Raw genomic sequence first — 17,473 nt, forward strand, 5'->3', positions numbered from 1 at the left:
GCGGGCCCTCGATCCCGGAGGCCCTTCCAACGATCGGCATGCCGGGGGGGTTCGGCCCATCCGGATGCGGGGCTCGATTATCGCAATGCCGGCCGCCGCCGGCCGAACACCGCACGCCGGTGGAGGCGTCGTCGGCCGATCCGCCCTCCGTCTGGACGATTCTGCCGACCCTGGCCGATAACCGGGCGATGCGCCGGCACGCCGACCTCTATCTCGCGGTGCCATCGTCCATCCGGGCGGCGACCGCCAGGGCGATCGGGCTCGCGGGGCTCCGCGGCCCGGTGGTCCGGATGGCGGCGCTGGTCCTCGCGATCGTGGCCGCCGCGGCGCTACCCGGCTGCGCGCGGAGGGCCGAGCTGCCCGTCACCCTCCAGTTCAACAACGTCCGCTCGGTCGTGCTGCCCGGCTCGGTCGGCGGCGAGACCCGCGGCGAGTGGGACCAGATCTGGCCCACCGTCATCGGGCACCACAAGGTCCGCAACCGGCTGGACCTGCGACCAACGTTCGAATCCACCGATCCCGTGGTCGACCAGATCGCCGGCGTCGAGGTCCGCGATTACACCGCAACCATCGTCGTCGACGGCTTCCAGAGCCTGCCCGCGCTGCACCGCGACCTGGACAAGCTCCAGGGCACCGAGATCGCGCCCGGGCGACGGCTGCAGATCTCGCTGAGCGACGTGTCGCTGGGCTTCAGCGGCAACTTCATCAGCGCCCGCCGCACCGAAACCGTCCAGGGCCGCTCGCTGCCCGGCGCCACCGTCGTGCTCTACGACCGCGACGCCGACAGCCCCAGGGTGGTCCGGGCCGATGGCTCGGGGGCCTGGGTGGCTCCGGTCGAGACCTCGCCCGGCCAGCGCGCCATCGTGGGCTACAGCGTGCCCCCCGGGGCCCGCGACCGCCCCGAGACCCGCCGCCACTTCCGCATCGATCTGGCCACCAACATCGCCGAGGACATCAACGAGCGGCGGTTCAACAACGAGATCGACTCGATGCGGGGCGGCGTGGGCGGCTTCGTGGCCCGCATCACGGGATAGCCTGCCCCCTCAGCGAGGGGGCTTCCCAAATGACTACCACGAACGCACCGTCCGCCACCGCCGATTGGTTCCGACCGTCCTTCGCCGACCGCGTGGCCGTCGTCACCGGCGCCAGCGCGGGCATCGGCCTGGCGACCGCCCGCGCGCTGATCGACGGAGGCGCCACGGTCATCGTCAACGCCCGCCGCGCCGGCCGGCTCGACGAGTTGGTCGAGATGGCCCCCGAGCGGGTGCGGCCCATCGCCGGCGACGCCACCGAGCCCGAGCTGGTGCACCAGATGCTCGACGCGGCGCTGCAGCTCGCCGGTGCGGAGGCCGATCTGGTCGTCGCCAACGCGGGCCGGGGGCTGAAGGGCTCGCCGCTGGATTCCGACGCCGACGAGTGGGACGAGGTCCTGGACATCAACACCACCGCTGCCGCGAGGCTGATGCGGGCCGCCGTCCGCCGCATGCTGGCCGACGTGGGCGAGCACAAGGGCCCGCCGGTGCGGCCGCGGGACGTCGTGCTGCTGGGCTCGAGCGTGGGGCGGAACCTGTCGCCGTTCAGCAGCTTCTACGGCGCCGCCAAGGCCGCCGCCCACATGATCGCCGAGGCCATCCGCCGCGAGGCCGGCCCCCGCGGCATCCGCGTCACGACCATCGAGCCCGGCGTGGTCGCCACCGAGTTCCAGGACGCCGCGGGCTACGACCGCGCCACCTTCGGCGAGTTCATGGACGAGATCGGCCCGGTGCTCACGCCCGAGGACGTGGCCCGCACCATCCTGTTCGTGTGCGCGCACCCCGCGGGCGTGCACGTCAACGAGGTCATGGTCCGTCCGACGCGGCAGTCGTATCCGTGACGCGGTCTAGCGAGCCGGTCGTCGATCCGCGAGGGCCGCGAGCCCTACGCATGCCGTGACCAGCGCGAGCGATGCGATGCCGCGTACCTGGTCGCTTCGGCCACGGCCCGTCGCGCATTCCGTGGCGAACGTCTCGCAATTCCAGAACAGCAGGTCGTACCCTCGCCGACCGATGGCCGCCAACGCACGCCGGGCGACACAATGTCCGGGCATCGCGTCGGGCGGAGTGACGACCGCAAACGAGCGGCCGCCGAGGAACTGCGTCCAGGCCACGCGCCGCACTCGGCCCCCTTCGCGGGGCTTGGCCAGCTCGACGACCCCCGGTGCAACGCCACCGAGCATCCCCACGAAGATGGCGTAGTGCCAGTACCAGCCCGTCCACACGCGGACCACGTCGCCTGTTTCGGGAAGCTGCCGTCCCATGCGCTCTCCTGCACGTCTGCCAGAAGCAGCCCGCGCCACCTGGCCGATGTCACAATTGTGACATCGGCAGAATGGCCAGTCAAGTCGAGGCAACGTTGAAGTTCAACGTCTCGGGGTCGCAGATCCGGGCTGTTCGTGGGGCACTCGGCCTGGATGGGGCGCAGTTCGCCGCGGTGCTAGCGGTGCACCCCGGCACGATCCGGCGATGGGAGGCCCATCACGACCAGCTGGTGGCGGTGGATGGGGTGGCCGCCGAGATCCTGGAACGCCTCATCGAGGAAGTGGAGTCAGCGAGCGAGCAGCGGGCACGCCGCGTGGGCGAAGAAATCGCCAGGGCTCTGCTGGTCGGGACCGCGGCGGCCGGGTTGTTCGTGCTGCTGAAGTGGTTGCTCGACGCGCCGGAGGATTGAGCCAGCACCCTTTTACGGGAAGATGCCCCGCGTCTTGTAGACCTTGCCCAGGTGCTCCAGGGCCGCCAGGTAGCTTGCGGTCCGCATGTCGCACTCGTACCGCTGGCGGGCCAGCAGCGTGCGGCGGGCGGCCATGCACATGACCTTGTTCAGCTCGCGGTCCACCGTCTCGATGTCCCAGATCTGGCAGGCCTTGTTCTGCACCCACTCGAAGTAGCTCACCGTTACGCCGCCCGAGTTGCACAGGATGGCCGGCAGCACCTCGATGCCCCGGCGGTTCAGCACGCGGTCGGCCGCGGGCGTACACGGGGCGTTGGCGCCCTCGGCCACCACGCGGCACTGGAGCATCTCGGCCTCCCGCGGGCCGATCATCTGCTCGAGGGCGGCGGGGATGAACGCGTCGACCGGGGTGCTGTAGAAGTCCTCCTTGGAGACCGCCTCGGCGCCCTTGCCGCCGCCGCTGCCGGTCGATTCGCCGAAGCCCGAGATGCCGCCGTGCTGGTAGCTGTACTCGGCCAGGGCGTGGGCGTCGATGCCCGCGTCGTTGCGCAGCGCCCCGGTATGGTCCATCGTCGCGACGAGCGTGCCGCCCATGTCCTGCAGGATGCGGGCGCACCACGAGCCCACGTTGCCGAAGCCCAGGATGCTGAACCGCAGCCCCTGGATGGGGATCTTGATCTGCGGCAGGATCTCGGCCATCACGTCGGCGATGCCCTGGCCGGTTGCCTTCTCGCGGCCCACCGACCCGCCGACCTCCACGGGCTTGCCCGTGACCACCCGCAGGCCCTCGTAGGCCGTCCGGCTGTTGGACATCTGGTACGTGTCGGCGATCCAGGCCATCGTCTGGGCGTTGGTGCCCACGTCGGGCGCCGGGATGTCGTAGTCCGGCCCGATGTCGTTCATGATCGCGCTGGTGAAGCGGCGGGTGACCCGCTCCATCTCCGCGGGCGTCAGCTTGCGGGGGTCGCACTTCACGCCGCCCTTGGCGCCGCCCAGGGGCAGCCGCGCCAGCGAGCACTTCATCGTCATGAGCAGCGCGAGCGCCTTGACGTCATCCAGGTGGACATCGGGGTGGAATCGCAGGCCGCCCTTGTAGGGGCCCAGCGCGTTGTTGTGCTGCACCCGATAGCCCTTGAAGAGGTGGTGGTGCCCATCCTCGAGGCGGACGGGGAAGTGCACCATCAGCTCGTTCTTGGGCTGGGCCAGGATGATCTTGACGCGGTGCTGCTGGTCGAGCATGTCGGCCGCGTGCAGCATGGTGCCCACGGTCTGGGTGTAGAGGTTGTTGGGGTCCTTGGGAAAGCCCAGTTCCTCGAACACCGGGTTGCGTGGCTCGTCCTCGCGGGCCGGATCGGCCGCGGTCCCCTCCGTCTGCGTCGCGATCGTCGTCATGGCCTGCGTTGCCTCGCTGTCGCTGGGCGGGCGTTGCCCGCCATGCTGCGTCCGTTGTCTGCGTCCGCTCGTGGACGGAGCCGGCCGGCGACGCTCGCGCGCCCGGCTGGCCCAGGTACGAGCCGGCGGCCCGTCCGTTCGCCGCCGCCTCCACGGCATGTCGGCGGAACGGCCGCCGATCTTGCGAACCGCTCGATCCGCGGCGGGTGCCGCGCGCCCGCACGCGCCGTGGTCGTCGGCGACCGCTTCGCCCTCCGGGCCGCCCTCCACGGCACCCAGAGCGGGAAGACAGCAAGGCTAGCCGGAGCATCCGCGATTAGCGAGGCCGCCGGGCGTCCGTATATCCCGGGCCGGGGGGGCGAAGCCGCACGTCCGGCCGCGATCCGACGCGGGGCGCCCGATTGGCTTGGTAAGCCGGGCAAGGCCTAGTATCTTCTTCGTATCCGCCGGGCCGGTCTGGGCGTGTGGTGGCGCCCCCGGACACCGAACATGAACCGCTGCCGCCGAGAGGCGGGCCGATCGCGTCAGGCGTTCGGCACGGCGGCGTGTCGCCCGACCGACGGGGAGCCGGCGGCCCCGATCGATCCCGCGAGCACGCCACGACGAGACGCACGCACATGGTGGACGAAACGCTGATCGCTTCCCTCGGTCTCGAAGACACCGACATGGACGCGATGATCCGAGACGCGCTCGGAGACGAGGTCGCCCAGGGCAACATGGACGGCCTGATCGACGACCAGATCGCCGATCTGGAACCCGGCAAGATCATCAAGGGCCGCATCATCGGCATCGCCGGCGACGACGCGGTCGTCGAGGTCGGCCTCAAGAGCGAGGGCCTGGTCCCGCTAGACGAGTTCGAGCAGGAGCCCAAGATCGGCGACTCCGTCGACGTTCTGCTCAAGAGCCTCGAGGGCCAGAACGGCGTCGTCGAGGTGTCCAAGCGGCAGGCCGACCGCCAGATCGCCTGGAACCGCATCGTCGACAGCACCAAGGAGGACGACATCGTCGAGGGCCGGGTGATGAAGCAGATCAAGGGTGGTCTGCTGGTCGACATCGGCGTGCCGGTGTTCCTGCCCGCCAGCCAGGTCGATGTCCGCCGCCCGCACGACGTGCGGGACTTCGTGGGCCGCTCGATCCGAGCGATGGTGCTCAAGATCGATACCGATCGCCGCAACATCGTCATCAGCCGCCGCAAGCTGATCGAGAAGGAGCGCGACGCCGCCAAGAAGCGGCTGCTGGAGACCCTCGAGGAGGGCCAGCTCATCAAGGGCGTGGTCAAGAACATTGCCGACTTCGGCGCCTTCATCGATCTGGGCGGCATCGACGGCCTGCTGCACATCACCGACATGTCCTGGAGCCGCGTCAACCACCCCAGCGAGATGGTCAAGGTCGACGACGAGGTCGAGGTCAAGGTGCTGTCGATCGATCTCCAGAAGGAGAAGATCGCGCTGGGCCTCAAGCAGAAGGACGCCAGCCCCTGGGAGGCCATCGAGGCCAAGTACCCCGTCAACTCCCGCGTCCGCGGCGAGGTCGTCAACATCATGTCCTACGGCGCCTTCGTCCGCCTCGAGGACGGCATCGAGGGCCTGGTGCACATCTCCGAGATGAGCTGGACCCGCCGCGTCAACCACCCCTCGGAGGTGGTCAACCCCGGCGACGAGGTCGACGTGGTCATCCTCGAGATCGACAAGAACAAGCAGGAGATCAGCCTCGGCATGAAGCAGACCGAGGTGAACCCCTGGGAGCTGGTGGCCGAGAAGTACCCCCCCGGCACCGTCATCGAGGGCACCGTCCGCAACCTGGCCAACTACGGCGCCTTCGTCGAGATCGAGCCGGGCATCGACGGCCTGCTGCACGTCAGCGACATGAGCTGGACCAAGAAGGTGACCCACCCCAACGAGGTGGTCGCCAAGGGCGACAACGTGCAATGCGTCGTGCTCGACGTCGACCAGGAGAAGCAGCGGATCAGCCTGGGCGTCAAGCAGCTCACCGAGGATCCCTGGCTCAGCGCCATCCCGGGCGCCTACCAGCCGGGCATGGTCGTCCGCGGCAAGGTCACCAAGATCACCAACTTCGGTGTCTTCGTCGAGCTCGAGGACGAGCTCGAGGGACTGCTGCACATCTCCGAACTGGCCGACCACAAGGTCGAGGACCCGCAGGAGGTCGTCAAGGCCGGCGACGAGGTGGACGTCAAGATCCTCCGCGTCGACATCAACGATCGCAAGATCGGCCTGAGCCTCAAGCGGGCCCAGTGGGGCGACGCCGGCGACGGGAGCTACTCCGCCGACGTCGACATGCCCACCCGCGGCGGCATGGACGACCACGACGCCATGGGGACCAACAAGATCAACCTCGGCGGCAGCTGACTCGGCGACGGCTGAGCGTCCTGCCCGCCCCGTCCGGCCGGACGAAGTCCATGCGAACCAACAGCAGCCCGGGCGCGTGCTCGGGCTGCTGTGCTATTGTGCGACGGCTTCTTTGGTCGCGGGCGAGCCGGATCGACTACGCCGCCGTGCGGTTCCGCATCGCGAGCGGGGTCGGGGCCTACATCAGGGCGATGAAGCTCAGCACGGTGAGGAAGGCGATCCGCTTGCCGTTCTCGGACACTCGGAGCATGTTCTTCACGGGGGACTCCTCTCTGTGGATGTGTTGCCGACGAGCGGCACCTCAACAGGTTCAACCCCGATGCCAAACCGGCCCGCCACGCCCCTGGGATGCCTCCGGCGGGCTGCCGAATCCGGCCCGGGGGTTATCGACCCCGTGAACGTTGGCTCCGGGCGACGCCCCCACGCAACACGTTGCGGTCGGGCAACGCATGGGCGAACGAATGCGCCGCGCCGGCGAATATGCATGCACATGCATGTGTTTGCCCCTCCGGACGAACCCGACTCAGCCATGGAGAGCAGGATGACCACGCAACCCACCACCGACGACCTGGCCCTCGCCGCCGAGTTCGATGGCTGCCTCGCCACGGCGGTGCGGCTGGTGGACCGGGTGATCGCCTCCACGTTCGACGAGGGCCTCCGCGATCTCGGCCTGCGGTCGACGCAGGTGACGCTCCTGGTGTACCTCGCGGCGCTCGGCTGGCCGACCCAATCCGAGCTCGCCGAGGCAACGATGACGGACCAGACCACGCTGTCCCGCAACCTGGAGCGGCTCGCCGATCGCGGGCTGGTCCGCCGCGAGGCCGACGCCGACGACCAGCGGGTCGTTCGCTACGCCCTGAGCGCCGGCGGCCGCACCGTGCTGGGCGATGCGCTCCCGCACTGGAGGCGGGCCCAGCGGACGATCGCCGCCCGCCTGGGCGAGGACCTGTCCGCGGCGCTGCGGTCCGCGGCCGGAGCACTGAACACGACCTGACCGCCCCCGGAGCAGCCCGTCTCGGCCGACACGCCGCCGCGGGCATTTAGATGTAGATACATGTTATTGAGCCCAACCGAGTGAGTGCTCCACGCACCACGCACGCAGGAGACCGAACGATGATCCGCAACGCACGCACACTGGCCCGCGCTCTTGCGCTTGCCGCCGCCCTCACGCTGGTTGCCGGCACGGCCCGGGCGGGCGATGCCGCTGCCTCGACGGGCACCGGCACCTCTGCCGATACGGCATCCGCCGCGACCACCGCCGCCGAGCCGCGCGTCTATCACCGCACGATGCAGATCAACGGGCTGGACATCTTCTACCGCGAGGCGGGCCCGGCCGACGCGCCCGTCGTGCTGCTGCTGCACGGCTTCCCGACGTCGAGCCACATGTACCGCGACCTGATCCCCAGGCTCGCGGGCGAATTCCGCGTGATCGCGCCCGACTACCCGGGCTACGGCGAGAGCGCCACGCCCGGCCGCGACGAGTACGACTACACGTTCGCGAACGCCGCGGCCATCGTCGAGAAGCTCCTCGAGCAACTCGGCGTCGAGCGATTCAGCGTATACCTCATGGACTACGGCGCGCCCGTGGGATACAGGCTCTTCGAGCGCAACCCCGAGGCCGTGCAGTCGTTCATCATCCAGAATGGCAACGCCTACGACGAGGGCCTCCGCGACTTCTGGGAGCCGATCAAGGCGTACTGGGCCGATCCGACCCAGGAGAACCGAGACGCCCTCCGCGGCCTGCTCACGCTCGAGGCCACCAAATGGCAGTTCTACACCGGCGCGCGCACGCCCGAGGTGATCAGCCCCGACAACTGGAACCACATCCAGCCCAAGCTCGATCGTCCGGGCAACGACGAGATCCAGCTCGACTACTTCTACGACTACCGCACCAACGTCGAGCGCTACCCCGAGTGGCAGCGTCTGTTCCGCGAGCACCAGCCGCCCGCGCTGATTACCTGGGGCGAGGGCGATTTCATCTTCCCCGCCGAGGGCGCGTACCCCTACCAGCGCGACCTCGAGGACGTCGAGCTGCACATCCTCGACACGGGCCACTTCGCCCTCGAGGAGGACGGCGACCTCATCGCCACGCTCATGATCGACTTCCTCCGAAGGAAGATCGTCGATGCCGACGACGAATGATCGCTCGCTCGGACGCAAGCACCGCCGCCGCCCCGCCGCTTGCGGCGGCACCTGCGTGCGCTAGCAGCCCGCGTCGAAGGCGTTCTGGAATGCGAGGAAGTCGAAGAAGGTCAGCAGGCCGTCGCCGTCGAAGTCGGCGATCGGGTCACCGGCATCGAACGCATTCTGGAAGGCCAGCAAATCGAACAGCGTGAGCTCGCCGTCGCCATCCAGATCGGCCGGGCAGCAGTCCGCCAGATTAAACGTCACGAGCTGGCCGTCCTGCGTCGTGATAACGCCGGAGTCGCCCAGGAAGCCCACGCTGCTCGTGCTCTGGATCGCGACGCGACCGACTGGCTTGGGCGCAAACGGATCGTGGATGTCGTACACGCTGGCGCCGTTGCCCGACGCGAGCAGCACCCCGACCTGGCGACTCAGGTCCAGGAAGCTGCCCGCGGGCTGGTCGATGGTGCCGGCGACGGCCAGCGATTCCACGTCGGTGGCGTCGATGATCGAGAAGTCGTCCCCCACCGTCGCGAGCACGCCCGGCCCGATGATCTCGAGGTCGTTCACGAAGCCGTTGACGGTCACCTCGCTCAGCACCGCTGGCGACGCCGGGTCGGACACGTCGACCGCCACGATGCGCGCGTCGTCGAACGAGCTGCCGACCTTCACGTATGCAACGCCGCTTCCGAGGGCGACGCGATTGGCCGGCCCAACGTCGAGCGTGGCGATCTCAACCAGGGCTCCGGGGTCGGTGGCGTCGTAGACGACCAGTCCCTCGCTGGTGCTCGGTGCGAACACGAGCCCATCGCGGGCCGCGACCTCCAGGACGGGATCGGCGAGCGGCGTCGTGCCGACCACCCGCGGGTCGGTCGGGTCTGCGACGGAGATCGCAACGATCGACGGTGCATCCGCACCAGAAGTGGCAAAGAGCATGGCGCCATCGAGGGCGACTCCGCCGAAGAGATCAGCCAGCGGAAGCGTCGCGATGGAGGCGGGCCGGGCCGGATCGGACAGATCGACGACGCGGATGCCGGTATCCTGGACGCCCCCGGTCCGGAACACCGTGTAGCCCGTGTCGCCATCGATGGCGATGTCGAACAGCGTGTCGTCGCCGAACCCGGCCGTGCCGAGCACCGGAGTGCCGGCCGGATCACGTGCATCAAGGAGCCGCAGGTCGTTCGCCGAGTCGGCGATCGTTACGATGCCATCGTCGACGTCGATGGCTCCGATGCCCGACGGCGTGCCGTACCGGCCGACGGTCCGCGGCGCCGCGGGGTCGGCTATGTCGACCACGTCCACCCGACCCGGTTGCGCGGCGACGTAGAGCGTGCTGCCCTCTATGCGCACATCGATCGCGGTTGCATCCGGGGCGTACGACGCCACGAGTCCCGGCGCCGACGGATCGCGGACATCGAAGATCTGGACGCCCCCGCCACTCTCGAAGGGCTCGCGGCCATCCGCCACGAATGCGAAGTCCCCGCTCATGGCGATCCCTCGGGCGAGCCCAGGCGTGTCCACGGTGGCAAGGAGCTCGGGGCTTGCTGGCTCGCGGACGTCGACCACGCTCAGGCCGGCCGCGCCATCCGCGATGAACGCGAAGCCATCGCGCACGATCACGTCGCGAGCCTCGCCCGGCGTGTTCGCAAGGCCGACGCGGAATGGCCGCGGCAGGTCGAGCTCGACGATCTGCAGCCCCGCATTGCCGGCAGCGATGTACGCGAGATCGTCGACCACGTCGACCGCGAAGCCGAAGCCGGCATCGGAGAACGAGCCGATCTCGACGACGCTGCGCGGATCCTCGATGTCGTAGATCCGCAGCCCGCTTGGTCCGGCTGCGGCGTATAGCGTGGTCCCGCGGATCGCGAATCGCTGCGCCTCGCCCGGCACCGAGAACGACGAGATCTCCTCGGGCGCGAGGGGATCGACGACGTCGAAGACCACGATCTGGCTCCTGAAGGGCGAAGAACTCACGAATGCGAAGCCGCCATCGCGCTCGACGTGACGCGCGATGAACGAGGAGTCCGCGGACCCCAAGAAGTCGCGATCCGCGCACCGCACGCTCGTCGTCTGGGCCAGCGAGTGGGTGCACAGGGCCACCGCGATCCCGCAGGCCGTCAGCCGAGTCTTCGTTCGAAGGGCCGTCATCGGTTCCTCCCCGTTCTTCTTGAGCCGGAGCCCGGAGCGTCCCGCCTTCGGCAGGCGGTCGGCCCGTGTTTCCCGCGATTCGATCACCCGCCACCCGTCCGTGCACCGGCTTTGGCGGCTCAGTCTCATCTAGTCTTGAACGTGATAGTCCCCGATCGACTCGGGGTTGCGGGGGATCGCCCGCATGGGCCGGCCGCCGGGGGCCCGCACGCGGCTCGTATAATGGGAATGCCGGCACGGTGGCTGCGCGCCGGCAGATCTGCCCAGCAGGAGCCGAACATGACCCCGACCAGCACCAGCGGTACATCCACGTTCACCGGTCCCGGCCTCACCAGCGATGGCCAGGTGGATCCCGGGGCCGTCACCATCTCGGGCATCGCCCTGGACGCGACCTACGGGCCCGACAACCCGCCGGCGTCGATCCACAACTTCGACCGCGACATCGCCGCCCCGGGCCAGTTCCCCTACACGCGGGGCCTCTACCCGCAGGGCTACCGCAGCCGGCTGTGGACCATGCGGCAGTTCGCGGGCTTCGGGTCGGCCGACGACACCAACGCCCGCTTCAAGTACCTGCTGCGGGCCGGCAAGACCACCAAGACCAAGGCCAACACCGGGCTGTCCACCGCCTTCGACCTGCCCACGCTCATGGGCCGCGACAGCGACGACGCGCTCAGCGTCGGCGAGGTCGGCAAGTGCGGCGTGGCCATCGACACCATCGAGGACATGCACCGCCTCTACGCCGACATCCCCATCGACGAGGTCACCGTCAGCCAGACCATCAACGGGCCGGCCTGCGTCATCTGGGCCATGTACCTCGCGATGGCCAAGCAGCGCGGCTTCGCGATCGCCGACCTCGGCGGCACCCTCCAGAACGACATCCTCAAGGAGTTCCACGCCCAGAACGAGTTCATCTATCCCCCCGAGCCAAGCGTGAAGCTGGTCGTCGACACCATCGAGTTCCAGAGCAAGCACATGCCCAAGTGGAACTCGGTGAGCATCAGCGGCTACCACATCCGCGAGGCCGGCAGCACCGGGCCGCAGGAGCTCGCCTTCACCCTCCGCGACGGCATGGAGTACGTCGAGGCCTGCCTGCTCCGCGGGCTGGACATCGATCAGTTCGCGCCGCGGCTGTCGTTCTTCTTCAACAGCCACAACGAGTTCTTCGAGGAGGTCTGCAAGCTCCGCGCCGCCCGCCGCATCTGGGCCCGCATGATGCGCGACCGCTACGGCGCCAAGAACGAGCGCAGCTGGTTCATGAAGACCCACGTGCAGACCGCCGGCTGCAGCCTCACCGAGCAGCAGCCCCTCAACAACATCGTCCGCGTCGCCTACCAGGCCATGGCCGGCGTGCTGGGCGGCTGCCAGAGCCTGCACACCGACAGCATGGACGAGACCCTCGGCCTGCCCACCGAGCAGGCCGTCACCGTCGCGCTCCGCACCCAGCAGATCCTCGCCCACGAGACCGGCGTCACCCGCACCGTCGATCCGCTGGGTGGCAGCTACTTCGTCGAGGCCCTCACCGACGAGGTCGAGAAGGAGGCCCTGGGCTACATCCAGGAGATCGACGACATGGCCGGCGGCGCCTGGAAGGGCATGGCCGATGGCCAACCCACCGGTGGCTACGGCGGCGTCGTCGAGGGCATCCACCAGGGCTACTTCCGACGCAAGATCGCCGAGGCCTCCTACCGCTTCAGCGAGGAGTGCGAGGCCCACGACCGCATCATCGTCGGCGTCAACGAGTACGTGGACGAGGAAGAAGACCGCCCGATCGACATCCTCCAGATCGGCCCGGAGGTCGAAGAGACCCAGCTCGAGCGGCTGGCCGCCTTCAAGAAGAACCGCGACCAGGCCGCCACCGACCGCGCCCTGGACGCCATCCGCACCGCCTGCCAGCAGGGCGAGAACGTGATGCCCCACCTCATCGACGGCGCCCTCGCCAACGCCACGCTCGGCGAGATGGTGCAGGCGATGGCGGATATCTACGGGCGGTATGCGGGTGGGCCGGAGTGGTAGGCTAGCTAGCCAACTGCTTTTCCGAGTTGGCTATGCGAACGAGCCCGGTACTTAGCCGCTCGAAGAGGGCGAGTTCGGACTTGGGAATCACCACCCCACGTCCGTTGTACCTGTTCGGCCAGTCTCGTAGGAGTTGGCAGGCCTCATGGAACGTCGGCTCTGACGTCGCATTCCGTCGACAAGGCAGCGAGATGCAACCCGCCGCCACGTCGACGGCTTGAATGAGCCGTGATGACTCGACGACCTGGAAGCTGATGCTGCTAGCGAAATTGTTGTCCCGCAACGAACCGGCAAAGCAGATCGCTCCGCTAGGTCCAGTGCCATTGGTCCACATCGGCGTCATGACGCGCTTGAACGATCTGCGAGCTGCGCCTTCTTTATGTGGCCAGTCAGAAATCAACTCAACACGGTCTGGTGCCTCGTCGCGAGCATACTGAGCGATGCGCTGCAGCAGATTCTCGAACGCCAACTCCCACGATCCGTCGAAGTGCTCCTCCTTTGCCTTGGACACTACCGACTTGACGCTCACGACAAGCTTTGCTTCCGCAGCCCGCATTGCTTGGAGACAACGGAGGTGCGTTACGCGAAGAGCCTCACGCTCACGTGTGCGGGCCTTGAAATCTTCCCAATCCAAGCCCAAGGACTGGGCAGCCTCGTAGACCTTTGGATCCGCCATGTTGAACTTGATTGGGAGCCCATGCCCCGTTTGCTCAATGGCTATGCGTTCGAGGTCATCTTCCAGCTCGGATAAACGCGCGCGTTCGACAACGAGCGCCGCGAGAACAAGGCCCTTCGCTCCGCCCGGCTTGAACGTGAACTCGCTGTGATCGAGCCCAACCACCCACTCCATGAGTTGCCTCCGCCTGCGTTCCCTGCAGGCTTGTTCCACCACGGGTTCCACCGCGCGACTGTAGCATCAAAACTGCCGTGCGCGCGACTGTCGGATCCGTCGCTTGGAATCGACAAGCTCAATTTGTACGTGGTTAGTTAGGAATTAGTCCCTTCCCGGCCACTCATCCAACCCCCGCCGCTCCTCCTCCGCCTGCCGTTTCTCTACCTCGTCGGCACTCGCCAGCTCGCCCTCGGTGCCGCCGACGACGGCCGCCACCATCGCATCGCCCGTGACGTTGCAGCTCGTGCGGCACATGTCCAGCAGGCGGTCGACGCCCAGGATGGCGGCGATGCCCTCCAGCGGCACGCCCACGCTCTGCAGCACGATCACCAGCATGATGGTGCCCGCCCCGGGGACGGCCGCCGTCCCGATGGAGGCCAGCGTCGTGGTGCCCACGATGGTGAGCTGCTGGCCCAGGTCCAGGTTCATGTTGAACAGCTGGGCGATGAACAGCGCCGCCACGCCCTGGTAGAGGGCGGTGCCGTCCATGTTGATCGTGGCGCCCAGCGGCACCACGAAGCTGGTGACCTCCTCGCTCACGCCCAGCCGCTTCTCGACGCACTCCATCGTCACCGGCAGCGTGGCGCCCGAGCTGGCGCTGCTGAACGCCAGCAGCTGCGCGGGCGCGATGGCCCGGTAGAACCGCCCGGGGTTCACGCCCGTGAAGATCTTGAGCACCAGCGGGTACACGCCCAGCGCCATCACCAGCAGCCCGCCGACGACGCAGATGCTGTAGACGATGAGGGCGCCCAGCACGTCGAGCCCCAGGTCGGCCACGACCTTCACGATGAGCGCGAAGACGGCGTAGGGCGCGGTCTTCATCAGCAGCTCGACCAGCTTGATGATGGTGTCGGTCATGCCCTCGCTGAAGCGGATGACCGGGCCGGCCCGCGCCTCGGGGATCATGCTCAGCGCGATGCCGATGAGCAGCGCGAGCACCACGACCTGGAGCATCCTGCCCTCCGATAGCGCGGCGAACGGATTGGTCGGGATCAGGTTGAGGAGCTGGCCCCAGGCGGTGATGCCCTCCCGCCGCTCCTGGGCCGTCGCCACCCGGCCCTCGGCGTTGGCCTCGTAGTCCGCGACGAGGCGATCACGCGTGTCCTGATTCACGAACGTGCCGGGCCGAACGACGTTGGCGACCACGAGGCCCACGGTGATGGCCAGCGCCGTCGTCGCCAGGTAGATGCCGATGGTCTTGCCGCCGATGCGGCTGAGCTTGGCGATGTCGTTCAGGCTGCTGGCGCCGACGATGAGGCTGAAGAGCACGATGGGCACCGCGATGAACCGCAGGCACCGCATGAACAGGTCGCCGATGAAGCCGTTGAAGTTGCGCACGAAGCGCGCGAGGTTGGCGCCGAAGCCCGCGTCGTGGTTGACGAAGCGCAGGTCGATCGACTCGGCCTCGCTCTTGGTGAGATCCGACGCCGGCCGGCCCTGGAGGCTCTCGCGCAGCTCGCCCTCGGGGAGCGCCGCCACGATGCCCTCGATCGTCTGCCCGTCGGGCAGGACGAGCGACTTCTCCTTCGCCAGGAACGCCCCGGGGTCCTCCACGCCCAGGCCGTTCCACGCGCCGGGCCCCCACGCCAAGTTGACGATCACGCCGACGACGATGCCCAGGCCCAGGCCGATGAGGATCTGCCAGTGCAGCGCCAGGCCCCGCGTCTTCCGCGGCGTGGGCGTGGGACCGGGCGAGGTGGGCGGGGCGTCGGCCATGGCGACCTCCTGGGCCGCATTGCGGCGGCCGGATGGTGATTCCGCCAACAGTACGCGGCCTGTTCGGTCGGTTTGCGAGCCGGCCCGTTACCATTGCGGGTGGCGAGGCAGCGCGACGTCAGCAGCCGGCGATACCAGCGATACCTCGCGCGCGAGAAGGAACGCCGCCGCGAGAAGCTGCCGAGCAGGGACGATCCGCACGCCGACCCGCTGGCCAAGAAGACCGCACGCAGCCGGGGCTTCGGCGAGCTGGCGGGTTCGTTCTGGCGATTGCTCCGCGGCAAGCGGGCGATCGTCGCCGCCTCGCTGGTCACGCTGACCATCGCGACGGGGCTGGGCCTGCTGCTGCCCATCAGCACCAAGATCGCGCTGGACAACATCCTGAGCACCGACCCCGGGCTCGCGGGCCTGGCGCCGGCCAGCCTGCGGGATGCCGCGCAGTCGGCGATCGATCGACTGGCTCCGGAGGACCTGGCCGCCCTCCGCTGGCGGGCGCTGCTCGCGCTGTCGCTGGGCATGATGGCCATCAGCGTGCTCGCCGTCGCCTTCGGCCTGTGGGGCCGCTGGCAGATGACCAAGCTGACCAAGCAGCTCCAGGCCAACCTGCGGCGGCGGGTGTTCGAGCACGCCGCCCGCCTGCCGCTGCACCGCGTGCAGGCGATGCGCAGCGGCGGCGTGTCCAGCATCCTCCGCGAGGACGCCGGCGCCGCGGCCGAGCTGCTGTTTGGCATGATCTACAACCCCTGGCGGGCGATCATCTCGCTGTTCGGCGCGCTGCTCGCGATGGCGATCGTCGACTGGCGGATGCTCGCCGGCTCGCTGGCGATCCTGCCCGTCGTCTGGGTGACGCACCGCGCCTGGATCAGCCGCATCCGCCCCATCTACCGCGACGTCCGCAAGACCCGCAGCGACATCGATGCCCACGCCACCGAGAGCTTCGGCGGCGTCCGCGTGGTCCGCGGCTTCCACCGCGAGCAGCAGGAGGCCGGCCGCTTTACCGCCAGCGTGCACCTCATGGCCCGCCAGGAGCTGCGGGCCTGGTGGTGGTCGCGGGTGCTTGAGGTCGTGTGGGCCGTGATGATCCCCGCGGCCTCCGCCGGCGTGTTGCTCTACGGCGGCTCCCGCGTCCTCGCGAGCGACATGACCATCGGCGACGTCATGATGTTCTCGGTGTACGTGCTCTACCTGCTCGGGCCCATCGAGGCCCTCGCCGCCAGCGCGACGCAGATCCAGAACGCGCTCTCCGGACTGGACCGCACGCTCGACCTGCTCGACGAGGACCGCGAGTTCGACGACTCCCGCGCAACCGGTGTCATGCCGCCCGAGCCCGTCCAGGGCCGTGTGTCCATCGAGGACCTGTGGTTCGCCTACCCCTCGAGGAGGTCCGAGGCGACCGAGGAGACCGACTGGGTGCTGCGGGGCGTCACGCTCGACGTGCCCGCGGGCTCGACCGTGGCGCTCGTCGGCCGCAGCGGCGCGGGCAAGACCACGCTGTGCAACCTCGTCGCCCGCTTCTACGACCCCACGCGGGGCCGCATCACGCTCGACGGCATGGACCTGCGGGACCTCGACGTCGACCGCTACCGCGCGCTGCTGGGCGTCGTCGAGCAGGAGGTGTTCCTCTTCGATGGGCCGGTGCGGGACAACATCGCCTACGCCCGCCGGTGGGCGAGCGAGGACGACATCCGCCGCGCCGCCCGCATCGCCTACGCCGACGAGTTCATCGAGACCCTGCCCAAGGGCTACGACACAATCGTCGGCGAGCGGGGCGTGCGGCTCAGCGGCGGGCAGAAGCAGCGGATCGCGATCGCCCGCGCCGTGCTCGCCGACCCGACCGTGCTCATCCTCGACGAGGCCACGAGCAACCTCGACACCGAGAGCGAGCGGTTCATCCAGCGGGCCCTGCGGGAGCTGACCCACGAGCGAACGACCTTCGTCATCGCACACCGGCTGAGCACCATCCGCCACGCCGACACCATCGTGGTGCTGCAGGGCGGCGGCATCCTAGAGATGGGTAGCCACGACGAACTGATCGCCCGAGAGGGCCGATACGCCGAGTTGCTCCGCGCCCAGGTCGAGGATCCGGACGAGCAGCCGTCCGCGGCAACCAGCTAGC

Annotated in this window: 13 protein-coding genes; 8 read left to right on the forward strand and 5 right to left on the reverse strand. The window is 68.8% G+C overall.

What is annotated here, in order from left to right:
- Positions 1-188: 188 nt before the first annotated feature.
- Positions 189-1,034: a hypothetical protein gene (locus AAFX79_10310; protein MEO1008952.1), complete on the forward strand. Its 846-nt coding sequence runs from the start codon at positions 189-191 to the stop codon at positions 1,032-1,034.
- A 29-nt stretch (positions 1,035-1,063) separates the two neighbouring features.
- Positions 1,064-1,873 (forward strand): SDR family NAD(P)-dependent oxidoreductase, encoded by an 810-nt coding sequence (locus tag AAFX79_10315; protein MEO1008953.1) that lies wholly within the window; start codon positions 1,064-1,066, stop codon positions 1,871-1,873.
- Positions 1,874-1,879: 6 nt separating this feature from the next.
- Here the strand turns inward: AAFX79_10315 and AAFX79_10320 are convergent, their stop codons facing one another.
- Complete coding sequence (locus AAFX79_10320) at positions 1,880-2,296, reverse strand: lecithin retinol acyltransferase family protein (protein ID MEO1008954.1); 417 nt, start codon at positions 2,294-2,296, stop codon at positions 1,880-1,882.
- A 95-nt stretch (positions 2,297-2,391) separates the two neighbouring features.
- Here AAFX79_10320 and AAFX79_10325 point away from each other — a divergent pair, with 95 nt between their 5' ends.
- Positions 2,392-2,706, forward strand: coding sequence for a hypothetical protein (locus AAFX79_10325; protein ID MEO1008955.1), 315 nt, complete (start codon positions 2,392-2,394; stop codon positions 2,704-2,706).
- A 12-nt stretch (positions 2,707-2,718) separates the two neighbouring features.
- Here AAFX79_10325 and AAFX79_10330 read toward each other — a convergent pair whose 3' ends face one another.
- Positions 2,719-4,098 (reverse strand): Glu/Leu/Phe/Val dehydrogenase, encoded by a 1,380-nt coding sequence (locus tag AAFX79_10330; protein MEO1008956.1) that lies wholly within the window; start codon positions 4,096-4,098, stop codon positions 2,719-2,721.
- Positions 4,099-4,715: 617 nt separating this feature from the next.
- Here AAFX79_10330 and AAFX79_10335 point away from each other — a divergent pair.
- From AAFX79_10335 to AAFX79_10345, 3 genes are all read left to right on the forward strand, one after another.
- A complete protein-coding gene (locus AAFX79_10335; GenBank protein ID MEO1008957.1) occupies positions 4,716-6,464 on the forward strand; it encodes a 30S ribosomal protein S1 in 1,749 nt (582 codons plus the stop codon).
- Between the two features lie 541 nt (positions 6,465-7,005).
- On the forward strand, positions 7,006-7,458 hold the full coding sequence (locus AAFX79_10340; GenBank protein MEO1008958.1) for a MarR family winged helix-turn-helix transcriptional regulator: 453 nt from the start codon (positions 7,006-7,008) through the stop codon (positions 7,456-7,458).
- Positions 7,459-7,577: 119 nt separating this feature from the next.
- Positions 7,578-8,606, forward strand: a complete 1,029-nt coding sequence (locus tag AAFX79_10345) for an alpha/beta hydrolase (GenBank protein ID MEO1008959.1) — start codon at positions 7,578-7,580, stop codon at positions 8,604-8,606.
- A gap of 60 nt (positions 8,607-8,666) precedes the next feature.
- Here the strand turns inward: AAFX79_10345 and AAFX79_10350 are convergent, their stop codons facing one another.
- Complete coding sequence (locus AAFX79_10350) at positions 8,667-10,736, reverse strand: GC-type dockerin domain-anchored protein (GenBank protein ID MEO1008960.1); 2,070 nt, start codon at positions 10,734-10,736, stop codon at positions 8,667-8,669.
- Positions 10,737-11,015: 279 nt separating this feature from the next.
- On the opposite strand from AAFX79_10350, the gene AAFX79_10355 reads away from it, so the two are divergent.
- A complete protein-coding gene (locus AAFX79_10355; GenBank protein ID MEO1008961.1) occupies positions 11,016-12,749 on the forward strand; it encodes a methylmalonyl-CoA mutase family protein in 1,734 nt (577 codons plus the stop codon).
- Position 12,750: 1 nt separating this feature from the next.
- On the opposite strand, the gene AAFX79_10360 is transcribed toward AAFX79_10355, so the two are convergent.
- Both AAFX79_10360 and AAFX79_10365 read right to left on the reverse strand, forming a co-directional pair.
- Positions 12,751-13,599, reverse strand: a complete 849-nt coding sequence (locus AAFX79_10360; protein ID MEO1008962.1) for a hypothetical protein — start codon at positions 13,597-13,599, stop codon at positions 12,751-12,753.
- 144 nt (positions 13,600-13,743) lie between these two features.
- Positions 13,744-15,357 carry a dicarboxylate/amino acid:cation symporter gene (locus tag AAFX79_10365; GenBank protein ID MEO1008963.1) on the reverse strand — a complete coding sequence of 538 codons (1,614 nt, stop codon included), beginning with the start codon at positions 15,355-15,357 and terminating at the stop codon, positions 13,744-13,746.
- Between the two features lie 99 nt (positions 15,358-15,456).
- Between AAFX79_10365 and AAFX79_10370 the strand changes: the two genes are divergently transcribed.
- Positions 15,457-17,472, forward strand: coding sequence for an ABC transporter ATP-binding protein (locus AAFX79_10370; protein MEO1008964.1), 2,016 nt, complete (start codon positions 15,457-15,459; stop codon positions 17,470-17,472).
- Position 17,473 lies beyond the last annotated feature (1 nt).

It is taken from the genome of Planctomycetota bacterium, assembly GCA_039819165.1.
In the GTDB taxonomy this organism is placed as follows: Bacteria; Planctomycetota; Phycisphaerae; order Phycisphaerales; family UBA1924; genus JAHCJI01.

Coding starts and splice junctions, on each gene's coding strand:
- AAFX79_10355 (MEO1008961.1), top strand. CDS start 11,016: ATGACCCCGACCAGCACCAGCGGTACATCCACGTTCACCGGTCCCGGC.
- AAFX79_10360 (MEO1008962.1), bottom strand. CDS start 13,599: ATGGAGTGGGTGGTTGGGCTCGATCACAGCGAGTTCACGTTCAAGCCG.
- AAFX79_10315 (MEO1008953.1), top strand. CDS start 1,064: ATGACTACCACGAACGCACCGTCCGCCACCGCCGATTGGTTCCGACCG.
- AAFX79_10310 (MEO1008952.1), top strand. CDS start 189: ATGCGCCGGCACGCCGACCTCTATCTCGCGGTGCCATCGTCCATCCGG.
- AAFX79_10330 (MEO1008956.1), bottom strand. CDS start 4,098: ATGACGACGATCGCGACGCAGACGGAGGGGACCGCGGCCGATCCGGCC.
- AAFX79_10340 (MEO1008958.1), top strand. CDS start 7,006: ATGACCACGCAACCCACCACCGACGACCTGGCCCTCGCCGCCGAGTTC.
- AAFX79_10335 (MEO1008957.1), top strand. CDS start 4,716: ATGGTGGACGAAACGCTGATCGCTTCCCTCGGTCTCGAAGACACCGAC.
- AAFX79_10320 (MEO1008954.1), bottom strand. CDS start 2,296: ATGGGACGGCAGCTTCCCGAAACAGGCGACGTGGTCCGCGTGTGGACG.
- AAFX79_10365 (MEO1008963.1), bottom strand. CDS start 15,357: ATGGCCGACGCCCCGCCCACCTCGCCCGGTCCCACGCCCACGCCGCGG.
- AAFX79_10350 (MEO1008960.1), bottom strand. CDS start 10,736: ATGACGGCCCTTCGAACGAAGACTCGGCTGACGGCCTGCGGGATCGCG.
- AAFX79_10345 (MEO1008959.1), top strand. CDS start 7,578: ATGATCCGCAACGCACGCACACTGGCCCGCGCTCTTGCGCTTGCCGCC.